Annotated in this window: 4 protein-coding genes; all 4 read left to right on the forward strand. The window is 54.7% G+C overall.

Going from position 1 to position 18401, the window contains the following annotated elements:
* Position 1: 1 nt before the first annotated feature.
* The 4 genes from AWT76_RS06395 to AWT76_RS06410 all read left to right on the forward strand — a co-directional run bounded on the left by AWT76_RS06395 (position 2) and on the right by AWT76_RS06410 (position 18293).
* Entirely contained in the window at positions 2–15517 is a 15516-nt protein-coding gene (locus tag AWT76_RS06395) for a beta strand repeat-containing protein (protein WP_072245610.1), read from the forward strand.
* Between the two features lie 224 nt (positions 15518–15741).
* Positions 15742–16056, forward strand: a complete 315-nt coding sequence (locus AWT76_RS06400; RefSeq protein ID WP_072245611.1) for a hypothetical protein — start codon at positions 15742–15744, stop codon at positions 16054–16056.
* A 3-nt stretch (positions 16057–16059) separates the two neighbouring features.
* Positions 16060–16836, forward strand: a complete 777-nt coding sequence (locus tag AWT76_RS06405) for a SapC family protein (RefSeq protein ID WP_072245612.1) — start codon at positions 16060–16062, stop codon at positions 16834–16836.
* A gap of 86 nt (positions 16837–16922) precedes the next feature.
* Positions 16923–18293, forward strand: a complete 1371-nt coding sequence (locus tag AWT76_RS06410) for a TolC family protein (protein ID WP_176699353.1) — start codon at positions 16923–16925, stop codon at positions 18291–18293.
* Positions 18294–18401: the final 108 nt, after the last annotated feature.

An 18401-nucleotide genomic window follows, 5' to 3' on the forward strand; every position in this document is an offset into this window, starting at 1 on the left:
CATGGCAAAAGATATCGAGTTCACCGCAAAGATCGCAGCAGATCGCTCCAACCCTGCTCGGAAAGATGAAGCGCTCAAAAAGCTGATCGAGGCTTGGAACAGCAAGAACGCTCAGGCTGCTAAACGCGTCGGCACCTTCGGGTTCATGGCGGCGGCGCTGGCGGCTTGTGGTGGTGGTTCGGGCGGAAGCGTCGGCAACGGCGATGGTTCAGGTGATGGTGACGAGAGTGACGAAAATTCTAACAGTTTTGGCGTAACGCCCGTTGTTTCCGGCGCAACGACAGTTAGCGGTGCATTTGCGTTTTTTGATCGAGATGATGCAGAAATCACCTCGGTTACCGCTGATCCTGAGGATGTTGCAGGCAAGCTCCTGGAATATGTCGAGGAAAGCGCGCCTGTGGATGTTACCGGGCTCACCACGATTGATCTTGCCGGTGGAGTCACACTCGTTGTCACCATCGAAGACCTTGCGCAGATACAGGTTGCTGGGACAGGGAATGTGTGGGCGCTTGTGGGTACAGCTTCCTCCACTACGACAGATCATGGATCTTTCGCGCTCGACATCGATATCACCGGCAACCTCATCTTTGACATGGACGGCGACGAGCGCGCGGGTGTTGAGCAGAAGGTCGCGATAACTGGTACGATCGATTTGAACTTTGGTGACATCATCGTTAGCGACGGCACGGTCGATCTGACAGGTGCGACCCTCGCCCGTATCGGTAAAACCGTTGAGATCAACTCCACTCTGATCATCACCTATGACCAGTTCGTTAAAGCCTTGGAGGCTGAGACCTCCTTTGCCGGCGTGGGAGACCTTGTCGTAAGTATGGGGCCGACTGACGGTGATCTGCTGGAAGGTTATTTGGCGGTTTCGCATCTGCTTGGTCAAGTGCAGTTGCAAGATCCTGCTACCGGTCCGAAGTCGTTCATCTTGCAGGAATCTGGAGCTACCCAATCTATCGAAGTGTCGCCGCAAGACATCGAGCTGACCGTCAGCCGGTTTGTCGATCAGGCTATCGCGCTCTTCGAACAGCGGATCCAGGGTTTTGCGAGCAGCGGTGAATATACGAGCCTTGCTCTGATCCTTGATGACACGGACGCTCCTGGGAATACGAGCAATGAGCCGACCCAAAACTCGATTGCTGGTCTGAAGGCGGCGATTTCGTCGCTCAATGCGGGTGGAAATCCTGAACTGGATGCGCTCGAAAATGAGGTTGGTTCACCTGCTTCGGTTGATGGGCAAGGCAATGCGGTCGCAGCTTCGGGGCTTTATGCACTGATTGAGACTTCGATTGATAGCGCGATTGAAGCGCTTGAGGTTAGCCTGTCAGGCTATACGCGTGATGCGACGTCGGGCGATTTGATCATTGCTAGCGATGATTTTGCGACAATCAAGGATCTGAGCGAAGCAGTGAACAAGCTGCAAGATCTCGCGGGCCTTGATGAATTGGGTTCGGGGGCGAATGCTGTTGATTTTGTGACCCGTCTCACGGCTCTTGAAACAACGACGTCTCAGGCGGTTGAAACTTATGTGTCCGGCGCGATCTCGTCGTTTGAGGCACAGATTCAGGGTTTTGCGAGCAGCGGTGAATATACGAGCCTTGCTCTGATCCTTGATGACACGGACGCTCCTGGGAATACGAGCAATGAGCCGACCCAAAACTCGATAGCGGGTCTGAAGGCGGCGATTTCGTCGCTCAATGCGGGTGGCAATCCTGAACTGGATGCGCTCGAAAATGAGGTTGGTTCACCTGCTTCGGTTGATGGGCAAGGCAATGCGGTCGCAGCTTCGGGGCTTTATGCACTGATTGAGACTTCGATTGATAGCGCGATTGAGGCGCTTGAAGATAGCCTGTCTGGCTACGCACGCGACGGTTCAACGGGCAATTTGATCATTGGCAACGATGATTTTGCGACAATCAAGGATCTGAGCGAAGCAGTGAACAAGCTGCAAGATCTCGCTGGCCTTGATGAATTGGCAGTGTCGGGCGCGAATGCCACGAATTTTGTGACCCGTCTCACGGCTCTTGAAACAACGACGTCTCAGGCGGTTGAAACTTATGTGTCCGGCGCGATCACGACGCTGAAGGAGCAGATACAGGGTTTTGCGAGCAGCACTGATTATACGAGCCTGGCGGCGATTCTGGATGACAGCGCCTCGACCCAAGATGGCGAGCCGTCTCTGAACTCGATTGCTGGTCTGAAGGCGGCGATTGCATCGATCAATGCGGGTGGCAATCCTGACCTCGATGCGCTTGAGGACGAGGTCGGGCTCAAGGCTGAGGACAACAACGGAACAGCCACGGGCCTTTATGCGCTGATCGAAACTTCGATTGATAGCGCGGTTGAAGCGCTTGAAGATAGCCTGTCTGGCTACGCACGCGACGGTTCAACGGGCAATTTGATCATTGGCAACGATGATTTTGCATCGATCAAGGATCTGAGCGACGCAGTGAGCAAGCTTCAAGCGCTTGCTGGCCTTGATGAATTGGCAGGGTCGGGGGCGGATGCCACGGATTTTGTGACCCGTCTCACGGCTCTTGAAACAACGACGTCTCAGGCGGTTGAAACTTATGTGTCCGGCGCGATCTCGTCGTTTGAGGCACAGATTCAGGGTTTTGCGAGCAGCGGTGAATATACGAGCCTTGCTCTGATCCTTGATGACACGGACGCTCCTGGGAATACGAGCAATGAGCCGACCCAAAACTCGATTGCTGGTCTGAAGGCGGCGATTTCGTCGCTCAATGCGGGTGGAAATCCTGAACTGGATGCGCTCGAAAATGAGGTTGGTTCACCTGCTTCGGTTGATGGGCAAGGCAATGCGGTCGCAGCTTCGGGGCTTTATGCACTGATTGAGACTTCGATTGATAGCGCGATTGAAGCGCTTGAGGTTAGCCTGTCAGGCTATACGCGTGATGCGACGTCGGGCGATTTGATCATTGCTAGCGATGATTTTGCGACAATCAAGGATCTGAGCGAAGCAGTGAACAAGCTGCAAGATCTCGCGGGCCTTGATGAATTGGGTTCGGGGGCGAATGCTGTTGATTTTGTGACCCGTCTCACGGCTCTTGAAACAACGACGTCTCAGGCGGTTGAAACTTATGTGTCCGGCGCGATCACGACGCTGAAGGAGCAGATACAGGGTTTTGCGAGCAGCACTGATTATACGAGCCTGGCGGCGATTCTGGATGACAGCGCCTCGACCCAAGATGGCGAGCCGTCTCTGAACTCGATTGCTGGTCTGAAGGCGGCGATTGCATCGATCAATGCGGGTGGCAATCCTGACCTCGATGCGCTTGAGGACGAGGTCGGGCTCAAGGCTGAGGACAACAACGGAACAGCCACGGGCCTTTATGCGCTGATCGAAACTTCGATTGATAGCGCGGTTGAAGCGCTTGAAGATAGCCTGTCTGGCTACGCACGCGACGGTTCAACGGGCAATTTGATCATTGGCAACGATGATTTTGCATCGATCAAGGATCTGAGCGACGCAGTGAGCAAGCTTCAAGCGCTTGCTGGCCTTGATGAATTGGCAGGGTCGGGGGCGGATGCCACGGATTTTGTGACCCGTCTCACGGCTCTTGAAACAACGACGTCTCAGGCGGTTAAAACTTATGTGTCCGGCGCGATCTCGTCGTTTGAGGCACAGATTCAGGGTTTTGCGAGCAGCGGTGAATATACGAGCCTTGCTCTGATCCTTGATGACACGGACGCTCCTGGGAATACGAGCAATGAGCCGACCCAAAACTCGATTGCTGGTCTGAAGGCGGCGATTTCGTCGCTCAATGCGGGTGGCAATCCTGAACTGGATGCGCTCGAAAATGAGGTTGGTTCACCTGCTTCGGTTGATGGGCAAGGCAATGCGGTCGCAGCTTCGGGGCTTTATGCACTGATTGAGGATCTGCAGGCTCAAATCAATGCGGTTGTCGCGCCGGACGAGATCCAAGGTAACGAGTTGGACAACCATATCCAAATGTTCGCCTTTGCCGGGCAGGAGCAAACGATCCGTGTGGATGGTGATGAAGGCAACGACACTATCGACAGCGCGGATGTCGATACACACATCATCGGTGGTCTTGGTAGTGATACGATCAACCTGACCTGGAAAGATGGCTCGAGCGATACGGTTATCTATCAGTCCATTTATGAAGGCCAAAGCATTCCGGTTGTTTCTGTCACCTTCTCAGATGATGAACAGGATTACCGCGAAGGCACGGTGCTCAGCCTTACGATCAACGGCACCGCCTATTCTTACACCGTCACGGCCTACCCGGGCGATAGCGTTCAGGATGCCCTTCAAGGGCTTGTTGACGAACTGACGGCGCAGAGTGCGCCTATCGAAGGTGGCTCGGTCGATCCGGCTTCGGGTACAATCCGTCTCGTTGGAACGGGGACGTTGAATGTGGAAGCCGGCGACGGCACCAATCCAGCAATCGTCAACCCTGGCCTTGCCAAACAGGTCTCCATCACCTTCCCGAATTCATCGGATTGGCCGACGGCCACGAACGGAACCAATACGACCGAATTTGTGCGCGAAATGAGCGTTCAGATCAATGGTGACACCCCGCTCGTTGCGCAGGTTCAGTATGACTCGGATGGAAGCGTTGATGTTGCAGCGTCTCTGGACGCTCTGAAGGATGTAATCGAAACCACATATGGCGCGGGCGGAACAGTCACTGACGGCTTGTTGTCCTTGGTACAGGTGAGTGGCTCATCGATCACACTTGTGGGCGCGGATGTTGGTGGCGAGACAAATGCAAATTTCACTGTCGACGCAGCGACACTCGATCAGAACGGGACCCAGCAGGAAACGACGGTTTCGTTCAGCGCTGATGATGCTGATTACTATGCAGGCGGTACCTTGAGTGTAGTGGTTGCTGGTGAAACCATTGAAGCCGACATGGTGGCTGGGGATGCAGTGGCATCGGTTACAAATTTGCAAATGGCAGTTCAGGCAGCACAGCTGCCGATTTCGGCGACTTCCTCCATTGGTGTTGATACTGCGGCACTTGGTGGGACTTTGTCAGAAACCACAGCATTTGACGGTTCTTCGACGAAGTTGAAAATTCTGGTTGACGGTGAGCTGTGGGAGCCAAACCAATCGACCCTTACTGGGCCAATCACCTTTGATTTTACCCATGTTACCAACATTTCTTGGAATGGATCGGCATGGATTTCTGATTCAGGATCACCGCTGATTGACAAAACAGTAACGGGCACAGTTAGAGCTATAAACTCGCAGAGTTTTGATGAATTGCGTTTCAACGGAACAGTGGGGTACGGTGAGTATTTTAAAGATTTTCCACTTCAAAATGACATGGTTGACCTAGATAATGTCTCAGACACCAGCAACGTGTCAGGAATTTATCCCAATAGTTTCAACCACTTCCAAGGCGTTTGGACCGATGGAAGCGTGACGGGTATGATTATCCGTTCAGATTCATCTGGCAGTTACAAGTTGGTTACCGATGGTGCTACCGGTATAACACCTGGTGCTGATATCACAGCCAATTGGACAGGTGAGAACTATTCGGATCCGAGCGTAGTCCCCAATATTGGTACTGACGGGGATGGTGATCCTCAGCTTGAGAATGGGGTCACCCTTGCCTCGCTGATTGATAGTTTCAATACGAAGTTCGATGGCAAAGCGACGATGTCTTTTGACACAGGTCTTCAGACGCTCATCATCGAGGCTGATGAGGCTGGGTCCAGTATATCAATCGAAGTTGACCAATTCGATTTCCAGGTTGGTGGTAATTCTGTCCTAGATGTTGCAAATGCAACAGTGACTCTTGGGGAGGATGCTCAACTTCCAATCGTCGAAAGCGTTAAGGTGGTGACGTCTGATGAGAAGGAGACCGTCGTTTCTGTTGTTCAATCAACAGATACTGTCAGCTTTGATTTGACAGGCGTTGATGCGACCGAAGAGTTCTTCGTAAAATTTGTTCCATTCCAGGAATTTAAAATAAGCGGTAGTGCTTATCAAAGCAATGGCGATGGGACTCTCGATACAACTTCGCAACCAGGCCTCTTTTCATGGTCTTTAACTGAAACATTTGTTAACGGTCTCGCTACTTCGATCCGGCCAGAATTGGTTCGCGTTGATGGGACAGATTACTTCAAATTCGCCTCAGTAGGGGATTTTGTTGCAGCTTTGAATGAGTTCACGGATCCAACGTCCTGGAGCCTTGGCCACGGCCGTCCGGAGCTTAGTTTCACGGCAAGCTATAACGCTGATTCACAGGCCATTGAGGTTGTTGCGACAGGCGACTCCATAGCATATTCGGGGGACGCATTAACTGGACTAGGGCAGAATCGTCTGGACTATATGTTCACGGTAACGTCTCCCGACTTAATCATCACCGCCAACACCGAGGAACCTGACCCGCTGAACGTGACGGCGTCGATGGATTATGCGGGCACCAAGCAGGAAGCGACTTTCTCTCTGGATACAGCGACACAGTATTCGGAATACAGCTTTGATATTCATGTAAACGGTGTCGGCACGGCGGATACTCCGACGCGCGCGGCTGATGTGTATTTTGAAGGCGGCAAGGTTTATCTTAAAATCGCTGATCTTGTAAGTGGGTCTGATACGCTGGTTTCTGTGGATATGAGCGAGAGTATCTCAACCGTATTTTACTACAGCAAAACAACTGGCGCAGTTTTGGCCACCGACACCTTCAGCAACAGTCCATTCAGTGTAAGCTTTGTGGGTGGTGGTAATGTCTCGGTCTTCACTTCGGGAAAGAACGTTGTGCAAATTCTTGCGGAACTGGAAAGCGATCCAAGAATTAAGTCAGCTGAGATCGTGGCTGATGGCGCTGATGCTGGCAAGATTAGAATTGAGGCGGCTCCAGGTATCGAGATATCCACCACGAACTTAGTCGGCAATCCGACGTTCAGCTTTACTGGTGGTGGGCAGATTGCATTTGACAGAAGTACCGCTTCTGTGGATGCCAGTGTTGCGACATCGCGAGCTTTGGTCGAGGAGATCAATGCCGAGGCTGCGAGCGGAGGAAGCTTGCATGGCCTAATCGAAAGCGCGTCTTACGACAGCGCCTCCGGCGAAATCACACTGACAGCCGCCCAGGCGGGCAAGGAAACCTTCGCAATTTCAGATGTCACGCTTGATTATCAGGGCGTACAGCAAAAGGCGACGTTCAAGCTCGAAGCGGATGCCGATAACGTCTACGATGCCAACACCGATGGTGATACTATTACCCGCGGGGCGGAGATCTTTTACGAGGGTGGTAAGGCGCATCTTACGATCACTGATCTTGAGAGTGACGCTGATACGCTGGTTTCCGTGGATATGGTGGCGTCCCCCACGCTGAGCGTCGAGGTTGGCACAACAGGCCTGACAAGCAGTCATGTGTTCACGGATAGTCCAACCCAACTCGAAACCACTGGAAACTTCTTTGCGTTCATCCTTCTGAAGTCTAATGGTATGGTCTATTCGGATGGTTCGACCAGTAATGAAGTTGGCTCTCTGTTTGTTACGCAAGCCAATGAGACCGTAGATCAATTCTTGTCACGTATTACGCAAGACCCATATATCGATAGCGCCAGTTTTAACGAGACGGACGGAAAGATAAAAATCCAGCTGTCCTCTCAGGCGTATGATGAGGGGGTTGCTAAGATTTTTGTTGAGGCAGAAGACAGCGCTAACAACAATTTCTTTGCATACTATTATCCCACCGCCACCCCACAGACGGATTTTGCTGCTATGACGAGGCAGGCACTCGTCGATGAAATCAACGCTCAGGCGTCGAGCGGTAGTCTGGATGGCCTGATCGAATCTGCAACTTTCGATAGCGCAACCGGCGAAATCACCTTGACGGCTAAGGAAGCCGGTGAGGAAACCTTCGCAATCTCTGATGTCACGCTGGATTATGAGGGGATCAAACAGATCTCGACGATCAGCCTGCTGGACAGCCCAACCCACAGCATGACCTATGCGGATGGCGCGAGCTACGATCTTTCCCCAACAAGCCGCGGGGCGGAAGCCTATTATGACGGTGGCAAGGTTTATCTCGCCATTGAAAAGGCCGATGATGGGACTGTCGTGAACATCGAAGCACCGATGGTGGTTGAGGGGTTAACCCTGTTGTTCAAAGCGGGTAGAACGCCCAGTCCGCTTGAAGATGCCAGCGCTGGGATTGGTTTTAATAGTACGTCAGCGTTTGTTATTTCGTTGACTATTGATGGTATTTCTTATGATGAGACAGACTTTGTAAAATATCTGACAGATAACGCGAAGGTCTTGGTGGACTTCGATACTGTAAGTGATTTGCAAGATCTCCCAACAAATTCAGCTACGACCCAAGATCTGGCGGACTGGATTGAGAGTTTGGCAGAGGTGGTTTCAACCGAAGTTACCACCAACGATCAAATGAAGGTTGTATTTGCGCCTGACGTTGAGCTGGTTGACTGGTTTGTAACAAGTGCGGCCTATACTAATGGCACACTTGTTTTGGAGGGACCCGACGCACTTGGCTCATATTTCTTTACGGAAGATGGAAAGAAAATGAACGAGCCAGATGTGATACCCCCCGCCGATCCGCGTGAACCTACCGCTCAGGCGCTGGTGGACGCGATCGAGGCCGAGATGGCCTCGGGTGGTTTGGAGGGCGTGATCGGTTCAGTTTCTCGCGATGGGATGACCATCACACTCGAATCCGCTGTGGCCGCGCCCGAAGTGTTCAAAGTGTCGAATGTCACGCTTGACTACCAAGGCCGCGAGCAGATTGCGACGGCAGAGTTCAGCACGGATAATAACGACTACTACACCGGGGGGGAGGTCAGCCTTACCATTGATCCAACGCCCTCCGACAGCAACGATACAGGCTCTGATCTGTCTGTGACACTCACGATGTCCGCTGGCGATGCAGACGCAACGCTGAATGCCCTTGTTGACGAAATAAATTCCAAGATTGCGAATGAGACAGCTTGGAGCGATGTCCTTCAGCTTGCGTCGCTGGATACCTCCACGGGGGTCTTGACACTGACCTCAGCTGACAAGGTCGAGGAACAATTCTTGATCAGCGCGGCCACCATCACGGAACAATCAACAGCCCAGCAGGCCAGTGCGATGTTCAGTGCGCTGAACGACCACTATTACGATGGCGGAAAGATCGGACTGACCATCAATGGTGAGCCTGTCGAGGTGGCCATGGTTGCGCGTGATGCCGTCGCGACGCTCAATGCGCTGAAGGCAGCGGTCGAACAGAAGATCGCTGCGACAACGGCACTCAGCGACAAGCTTGAAGGCACGGTGGAGCTGGACTTCCCGGCTGATATTGGAACCGACGGCGTGTCTGCCTCGCTGATCTTCACGGCGAAAGCTGCCGAAGATGGCTTTGGCGAAATCGATATCACCGAGGTGTTCACGGGTGTTGAGGCGCAGGCTCAGATCAGCACGTTGCAACTGACCGATGGCGCTGTTCCGCTTGCCATTGCCGAGGTTGAAGACCAGCCCCAGCTTTGGGTCGATATCGACGGCACCAAGGTCTATGCTGATGCCGGCAATACCGAAGCGGAAAGCGTGCGCAACCTGGCGCAGGCGGTGATTGACGCGCGTGATGGTGTATATGACACCATTGACGTTGCGGCAGCAGGTGGCGATGTGCCGGCGCAGGTGCGCATAGCACTGCCCGATGACGTCACCGCCGGCACCATTCTGGCGAATGACGGCACGAACACGCTGTCCACCGTACTGGCCGAGATCGTGATTTCGGACGGGACCGATGATGCAACTGTTGTTTTGAACTGGTCTGATGCGACCGGTTTTGGCGGTGATGGCCGCGCCACGGTGGCGGAACTGGTTGACGCGCTCAACAATGGCCTGTCGGACCCGACATTGGGCACCATCACCTATGATGCAGCGCGCAACGAAATCGTGGTCACGTCAACCGCGAGCGGGAGTGACGCCAGCATAACGGTGAAGGATTTTGCGCTGGCGAATTTCTATCAGGCAGATGGGACTATTGTAGAAGTTGCAGGCGAACCGGTAGCAATAAGCCTTGCCGATCAGGCGCTGTCTGAAGGGGCCAGTGCCGATCCTGCGGTTCTCAACCTTACCGATACATCTTCCTTTACGTGGAGCAATAGCATTTCCGCTGGTTTGAATTACTTTATAAAAATTCAAGTCGAGGATACATACACCGGAACGACAACTGTCATCGAAGAAACGTTTATGTTTACTGGTGATGTTGATTACGGTACAGTCAACCCAGATTGGCCGGTGCAGTTGGACGCTCTTTTGTCGCCTTATGGTGTTAGAGTCGCGACGGACTCCAACGGAGATTACATAACATCTAACTTTACACTTGAAACGGAGGCTGAAGGCCAGGGCGTTACGCTTTCTGTGCAATCGTTCACGACTGCTGCGATGAGTGACATCTCTTTGACTGCTGTAAACGGTGCTTCTACCACCACCGGCATTCAGGCTGGTGACGATATCGGTTTCGACAGCATAGGTGATTTTCAAGTCGCCTTTTCCGTCACAGATAATAACAATGTTGTCTATGAATTCTTTGTAAAAGGGGACCCAAGCGGAGCCAATGTTCAAGAGACGATCACAGTCTATAAAAATGGTTCAGTGGAAACCGTAGACTTTTCAGGAATAACAACACCGACTGCGCTGCCCAGTTCTGAATGGGATTACACAAGTGCTGTTGAGTTTGTTTCTGATTGGGTTGATGCGACTGAGCAGGCACTTGGTGTTGAAAACTTGGTAAGTATTTCGAGCCCAGTTGGGTTTGGCTATCAAAAATTTATTAGGATCGAGGTTGAAGACGCAAAAAGTTTGTCCCCCAAGGCGCCGAATATTTCGACGTCAAATGACCGTTTCGTCGAATACAAGTTTTCGGATAGCGTCGCATCTGATCGAACTGCTTTCTATGGTTTGGACTCGAACGACGACGTCATCCTCGGCTCGGTAGGTGGAGCACACCCTTTCTTTAATTACCTAGACTACCCGACGGCCACTGGAGATCGTGTTCCAAACCTTGCGTCTGCGGAGATCCCGCTTGGCGATGATGTAGATCTCACCAATATGGTTGCAGCGGGTAGTACTGTGGTCGTGGATGTTGATTTCTCGGCTAACGACGGTACAGCCTCTATATTCAACTTCCGGCTCGATTATGAGGTTGATCGGCCCGTGTCTTTCGCCGAGTTGGCTCAAGAGCTCAACGCGCGCCTGACAGAGTGGGAAAACGGAACGACAGGGAACGCGAATAACACCACGGACGGTGGTAAGTCGTCCGGTGATCTGGGCACAATTTCCTTTGATGCGGCGGCCGAAAAGTTCGTTGTTGCTACAATCGAGGCGTCTGACGCACGCGATTTGCAGCTGCATGAATTCACCATCCCTCAAGTCATAAGCGGCAATCTGCTTGAAATCACCGATGGGAACTCCGCATCTTTGGAGTTGGGTCAATTTGATGAATTGACCGCAACACCCGCTGACGGCGATGTATTGCGCATCGATATTGACCCGGCGCTGTCAACGGTCGTCGAGGATGTTCTTGAGCTTTCGGATGCAACCGTAGTCTTCACCCTTGGCCTTACCTTTGACAAAGACGGCACGTCGCTCGGAATCTCGGCACAGTTTTCCTTGTCAAGTTCAGGGGAAACGGTACTTCGGATATCTGATAATAATAATAATCTGTTCGAGGCGACTGAAGACACCGAGCCTACCATTGTGATGGCTGCGTCTAGCCTGGAAGATGTGATATCGATGCTTAATTCCTGGCTGGGAGAATATGAAACTCTTAATAACTCGGCAGTTGGTGAACTTGGTGAAATTCTCTTTGAAGACGGCCGCCTGATTGTGGAGACTGCCGAAGGCGTGAAAGTTTCGGCTGGAAGCAGCGTTACTTCTGGAGAATTGTTGCTTGTATCGGCGGCGGATACAGGTGGCACATCACACGTGGTAAAACTTAAGGATGACAATACCTTTGTTGAAAACTCCTCCAGTTCCTCTGCGATTTCTACCTTTGACGTCAGCGCAGACATCGGCAGCTACATCACTACCGAAGGTCCGCAGGGTCTTATCTTCGACGGTGGCGTAGACGGGTTGGCCGCTGATACGCTGCTCGCATCTGACACGATCACTGGTACGCTCACGGTAACCGAGGGCGGCACTGATACCGAGCTTGCGATTGCCTTTACGCCTGCCTTGGCAGAAAAGCCCGGGCAGGGCGGCACGGTTCAGGATTTCGTGGATTATCTGAACAGTGATGCCACACTCAGCCAGCATGTGCAGGCGGCTTTGGTGGATGGGGACGTCGTTATCTCCGCGATTTCCACAACCGCGAGCCTCGGTGGCGATTTAACGCTCGGTCTGAAAGGGACGGACTTTGCCGAAACGATCATCGCCAACGCTGCGGCCAGTGATCAGGGGACGGCGGAAGTTGCCTTTGAAGCTGCAACGCCTGCCGAACTGGCCATTGCGTTCAGCAACGCGCATATACCGACATTCGAAGGCTACTCCATCACACTAGGCCTAGATATCGGTGATGCAAACGGGCTTCAGCCGATAACGGCAACAGCGCAGTCCGGTTTCTCGGGCGATATTGACGCAGTCGTAACGGCGCTGAACGCGACCGGTTCACCGTTTGAGGGTAGAGTAAGCTTTGCCTGGGATGGGACTGACGGAGCACTGGTGGCGACAAGTGTCGCGACCGGCGCTCAGGTCCAGATCGACTTTGATAACGCGGTTTTGGTTGAGGATGCGTCTTCGTTCAACTTCCGCGTTGGTCAGGCAGTTGAAGATCCGGTCTTTGGGGTAGATGAGGTGGCTTTTGAAGCTGCCACGGGCGCATCCATCACTCTGTCTGAATTCCAGGGGGTCGATCCGGACGCAAGCTTGGCAGAGGGGCAATATGATTTCAGCATTGTGGTTGACGGCACGCCGATCACGGGTTCCTACACCGCGCCAGATCCGACGACATCGCCGGGAACGGTCACTGATTATATTGCGGCGATCAACAACGCCCTTGGGTCTGATGCCAGCGCCGCGCTAACCGATGCCGGCCTCGAAATTGTGACCTCTGCCGACGGCAGTAGCGCATCTCTGGAAGTATCTGCGTCAGACCTGTCGATCTCGGTCATTCAGGCGCCAGTACAGGCAATTGCGTCGGTGGTGGGTTCAGTTGAATTCAACGCTGACTCGGGTGACAACGAGCTGACCCTGACGGGTGCCAATGATGGGCCGGATGAGATGAACCTGGGCGGCTATACCTATGAAACCGAAGACGCCGCCGCGGGTTCGGCTCAGCAGGTTGAAGTTGCATTCACCAACACGCTCGACTCGGCCTCCTCAGTACCTGCTGGGACGGTGATCAGCCTGACCATAGATGGTGTCGAGACGCAGCTGAAGCTGTGGAGTGATGCTGCGTTCACGGATGACACAAGCGGTTACAGTGGCACATACTTCGATCTGTCGAGTGTCTCCGGCGATCGTTCGGAAGCTATTGTTGCGGCGCTGGCCGACGCAATCGAGGCATCGCACAATCTCGGTGATGCAACATCGGGTACAGATACTGATCTGATGAGTGTCGCCGTGGCCGGAAACCGCATAGAACTGGAGTCCGCTCGTAACGGCTCCGGTACTCTGGGAACGGTCGATGACGGACGCTTGGGTTTGACGGTCACAGCGCCCACAGGCGCTGGCGGCGCGGATCAGGCGATCGCCGTTGGCTTCGTCGAAACGCTGAATGCAGGTGAGATCGTTTATGTGAGCGAAAGCACTCATTCGTCAACCGATGTGACTATCCAAACCGATCAGGTTGGGCGCGACGAAGGGGTTTTGACCTTCACCGATAACGTTGATGGGACGTCCGGTGAAGGGACCGGTGTGACCGATGTTGATGACTACGACTTTACGGTTGATGGGTCAGATTACGACGGTGCTATCGATGACCTCGACGGCCGTATCGACATCAACGACACGCTTACAGAGGGTAAAGAAACCAAAACTGTGGGTGTGACGCGCGACAACCCTGATGACGAACCTGACTATGCTGGTGATAGCCCGTTGACCGGTGGTTTCGGGATCAAACAGGATTACGAGAACCCCGATGACAGCGTTACGGACCTGCAGTATTCGTCAACCGGCGGGGATGCGAATTTCTACGGCGATGACGCTTTGATAGGGGAGGACGACCAAGGTGATCCGACTGGCCTGGGCGTGAAGCAAACCTATACCAACCCGACCGATGGCTATGATGCGCTTGATGCGTCTCCGCAGGACAATACGGTTGGTAATACCAATACCGGCGATAAAGACCTCTACGGTGACGACGCTCAGATAGGGGAGATTGATGGGAATGGAGACTTTAATGGCGAGGGTGTAACTCAGACCTATACCAACCCCGAAGACGGCTATGATGCCGAGAGCGGGTCGCCGCGCGAGAACGACGCCGACACCAATGAAGGTGACGCCGACCTCTTCGGTGGCGCGGCGGGTGTGATTACGGATGACGGCACTTATACCGACAATCTGGAGGGCAGCACGACCATGCCGGAACGGTTTGTTTATGCCCTTCCATCCGGCATACTTGGTTCTAGTGAAGTAACTGCTGGTACTGTTAGCGTCAGTAACGGCACAGAAACGGAGACAATTACATTCGGGACGCAAACAGACCTGACTGAATTGGTCGACGGCGTGGTGTCCGCAAGCTTCGTGGATACGGTCGAGATAACTCAAGACGGCGAGATCATCATCACGACCACGGGCGCAAGTGGCGACTATCTGGAGCTGGCGCTTGATCTGACCTTCAGCGACAACACAACGGTTACTGATACAGCCCGTGCCTATGGCGAGACGGCAATCAGCCTGAGTGATGACGATGCTGACGGCGGTGTTTCGGGAGAGTCTGCTACTGAGTTGGCGGATGATGCTGACAACGGCGATGACTTCGAAATCACCGATGACAAGGATCCGTTCGCCCCGTTCAGTGACGATGCAACGGTGACTTCCGTTGCAGGTGGCAATGCAGAACCGGATGTGGTGAACAACTTCCAGATCGCAAACGACTTCATCGCGGCTGAGGGTGAACTCGCGCTAAGCACCTGGGGAAATGATGGCACACTGGAGTTGCTGGAAGCTGGTGACACACAGATTGCGTTCGATCTGAGTGAAACTGAATTCGGCCTTGTTGGGTCGGGAGAGAGCACTCTCAATGCATCTGAGATCAAGTCTGCAGCTGATGTCGCAGGCTTGCTGGCAGCCGTTTTTGAGTTCAATGCGGCCTCTGGGGGTACGACGGACAGCGGTGTTATCAACTCGACCCTCTTCGCAGTGACGGCGTCTGACGACGATAGCGTCACGGCCATCTGGGCACACCAGCAGGCGTCGAGCGATGATGCTACGGTGGATGAGCTGGAGCTCAATCTCCTCGCGGTCGTAAACACCCGTGATGGGGAATTCACAGCAGAGAACTTCGCGATTTGGGACGCAACTTCGGAGCAATTCGAGATCCTGCAACCTTCTCAGCCGGTTTGATCGATGGTTCGGGGCTGTTTCGGCAGCCCTGGGCACCAACCAGGCGTCTGGGTGCTGCACGCACATAAACGGGCGTCGCCGGAACCACGGTGGCGCCCGTTGCTTTTCAAAAACCCGATCAAGTCAATCATGGAGGAGCGGATCATGATTCAAAAAGCTTTGAGCGGCAAGTTACAAGCTCTCTCAATTACCCTAACCGCGGGGCGCGCGAGATGGGGAGCGTAATGGGCGAAGAAGCCAAAACCGCGTCTGCCAGACGGATTTCGGCTGTGTCGGATGGTCTTGCACGTCCGAAGGAAAAAGCCGGTCTACGCGACATCATCGATGTATCGGGTGAGCGCGGAGGGGCTTTTGATGACGCCTTGCTGAATTGCGCCGTGGGCGAGCGGATCATCTATCACATTGGAGAGCATTGTGCCGGAGCGCATCGCGTGGCTGCACGTAAGGCTTATGAAAAAGGATTGGTCACCCTGAGCCTTAAAAAGCGTGCGAAGAACCGGTTTGAGTATATCGCAATAAAGATCGCGGAGGCCGTTTGAGCTATGGCCGTGATCTCGCCAACAACCCATTCTTATCTTGGATGGCGTCCTGCGGCGGGATTTGGCTTTGCGGGCGATGTGACGCTTGTGCCCCTGGCCACGGCCGAGTTTGCGCGCGTGGCCCAGATGCTTCCGGTGGTGTTTCGCAAGGCGGAGGATCGCTGGCAGGCGGTCGCGGTGATGGGCCCGATCGAGGGGGTGAATGTCTTTGTCTCGCGCGAGGGCAAGTGGCGCGCGAGCTTTGTGCCGGCGCTGCTCAGGGTCTATCCGTTCAAACTGACCGGGGCAGGGGAGCTAGCTCTGTGGGAGGGTTACCAGCTGGAACCGCTTGCCGCCGAAGGTGCGCAGCCGTTTTACAAGGACGGCGACCTGGCACCCTGGCTTCAGCAGACGCAGACGTTCTTGAAGACGGTACAGACCGGTATTGGAGCCGCGCATCGTGTTCTGGAACGGCTGGAGACGGCCGAGGTACTCACCCCCTGGGAGGTGCCGGGGATCGAGACGCCGCATCCCGAGCGCGCGCTAACCGGACTTTACGCAATAGATGCGGGGCTTTTTGAAGCGCTGGACGAGGCGCTGGTGTTGGAGCTCTATCGCAGCGGTAGCCTGCGTTGGCTTCATGCGCATCTCGACAGTTTGCACCATGCGGAGCGCTTCAAGGCGCTGGCAAAGGCCATCGTGGCGCCGGGGATCGCCGCCCCACGCCAACCGGAAAAAATAGAACAGGCCGCCGACATCTTGGCGGCGATTGCAGAAGACTTGGGAGACGCCGAGCTATGAGCAGGACAGAGACAATGACAGCGCGCGCGGCTCTCGCGTGCAAAACAGAACATTCCCCGCGACTGGGACAGCGCTGGCGACTGGCTGTGACGGCTTCAGGGCTGGCGCTGACGCTGGCGGGCTGCACCGGCACGCCGATGGCCGTGACAGAAATGTCTGCGGCGCTCTCGGCCGAGCTTGCGGTCGCCTCAGCTGAGGCGGGAGCGCCTGTTGCACTCTCAGAAGGGTTTGCATCCGCCGTGGCCCGTGCAGTTGAGACAAATGCGGGCTACCGTGCGGCCTTTGCGCAAGAACGCGAAGCATTAAGCCAGGTGGGCGTTGCCGAAAGCGTGCGCAAGCCGCAGCTAAGTGCAGATGCCAATCTGGGCGGTCTTCAGGAGTTTGACTCGGAGGGGGATGAGGTCACCGGCTTGTCTGGCGGGATCAGCCTCAGCCAGCTGCTCTATGATGGGGGTGAAAGCACGGCCGCGATCAACCGCGCGACAGCTGAGGCGCTTGGCGCGCGGGCCGAGCGGATGTCACAGGCCAATGCGCTGGCCTTGGAAGTGGCGCGGGCCTGGATTGATGTCTGGCAATTTGACGAGCGCGTCCAACTTTTGCGTTTCCGCACGTCGGAGATGGAGAGCATGGTCGGTCAGATGGAGCGTATGGCGGCCGATGGGTTTGTCGATCGTGCAGCATTGGATAGTGCACGCCGTCAGATTGTGGATGTCCAGCTTGAGGAAACCCGGCTGCAAGCCGATCTGGCGGATGCACAGGTGCGCTTTCGTCAGCATTTCCGGCAACCACCGGGGCGGTTGAGCCGACCCGCCGAGATTGTCACGCCAGCGGTGGCGCGTGCTGAGGCGGACGCTTGGCAAAACGCCCCGAGTCTTGAGGCGCGTGCGGCGGGTTTGATTGCCGCGCGTCATGGGGTTGAAGAGGCAGAAGCCGCGTTCCGACCGCGTATCCGCCTGCAGACGGGTCTGCGTACGCCGATGGACACCGAAGACCCGGCCAGTGGCAATTTTGGGTTGGGCTTTGACTATAGCTTTTTTGATGGCCGACGTAGGGTGCACCAGCTGGAGGCGGCGATTGCACGCCGGGCGGCTGTGGAAGACCAGCTGCGCCAAGAGCAGGCCGCACTGGAAGCGGAGCTTGCAGCCGCCGTGACGCGACTGTCCGGGATCGAGCGTTCAATGCCACTGGTGGCTGAACAGATCCGTCTGAGTGCATCGGAGGCCGAAACATCCCGGTCCCAGATCACCACCGGCCAATCGACCCTGCGCCAGCTGGTCGAGGCGGAGGTCGAGAATTACCGCGCCCAGGATCGCCAGATCGCGATGCGGGCAGAGCGGCAGATGCTTTTGCTGACCATTGCGGCGCGCACGGGCGAGCTGGGCCGCCGGATCGGCCTGCCGACAGAACAGCCGGCAGAGGAGCGTGAGGCGCGCACTCTGGCCAGCCAAGATCAATAAGAAAGGACGCCCCGGATTATGGCGGCAGATGACAAGAAAGATGTGCTCATATTAGGGCGCATCGGAGCAGACGATAGATTGGACCCGCAGAGCGCTGATCAGCCCGCT

This window comes from Roseibaca calidilacus (genome assembly GCF_001517585.1).
Lineage (GTDB): Bacteria > Pseudomonadota > Alphaproteobacteria > Rhodobacterales > Rhodobacteraceae > Roseinatronobacter > Roseinatronobacter calidilacus.

Coding starts and splice junctions, on each gene's coding strand:
- AWT76_RS06395 (WP_072245610.1), top strand. CDS start 2: ATGGCAAAAGATATCGAGTTCACCGCAAAGATCGCAGCAGATCGCTCC.
- AWT76_RS06400 (WP_072245611.1), top strand. CDS start 15,742: ATGGGCGAAGAAGCCAAAACCGCGTCTGCCAGACGGATTTCGGCTGTG.
- AWT76_RS06405 (WP_072245612.1), top strand. CDS start 16,060: ATGGCCGTGATCTCGCCAACAACCCATTCTTATCTTGGATGGCGTCCT.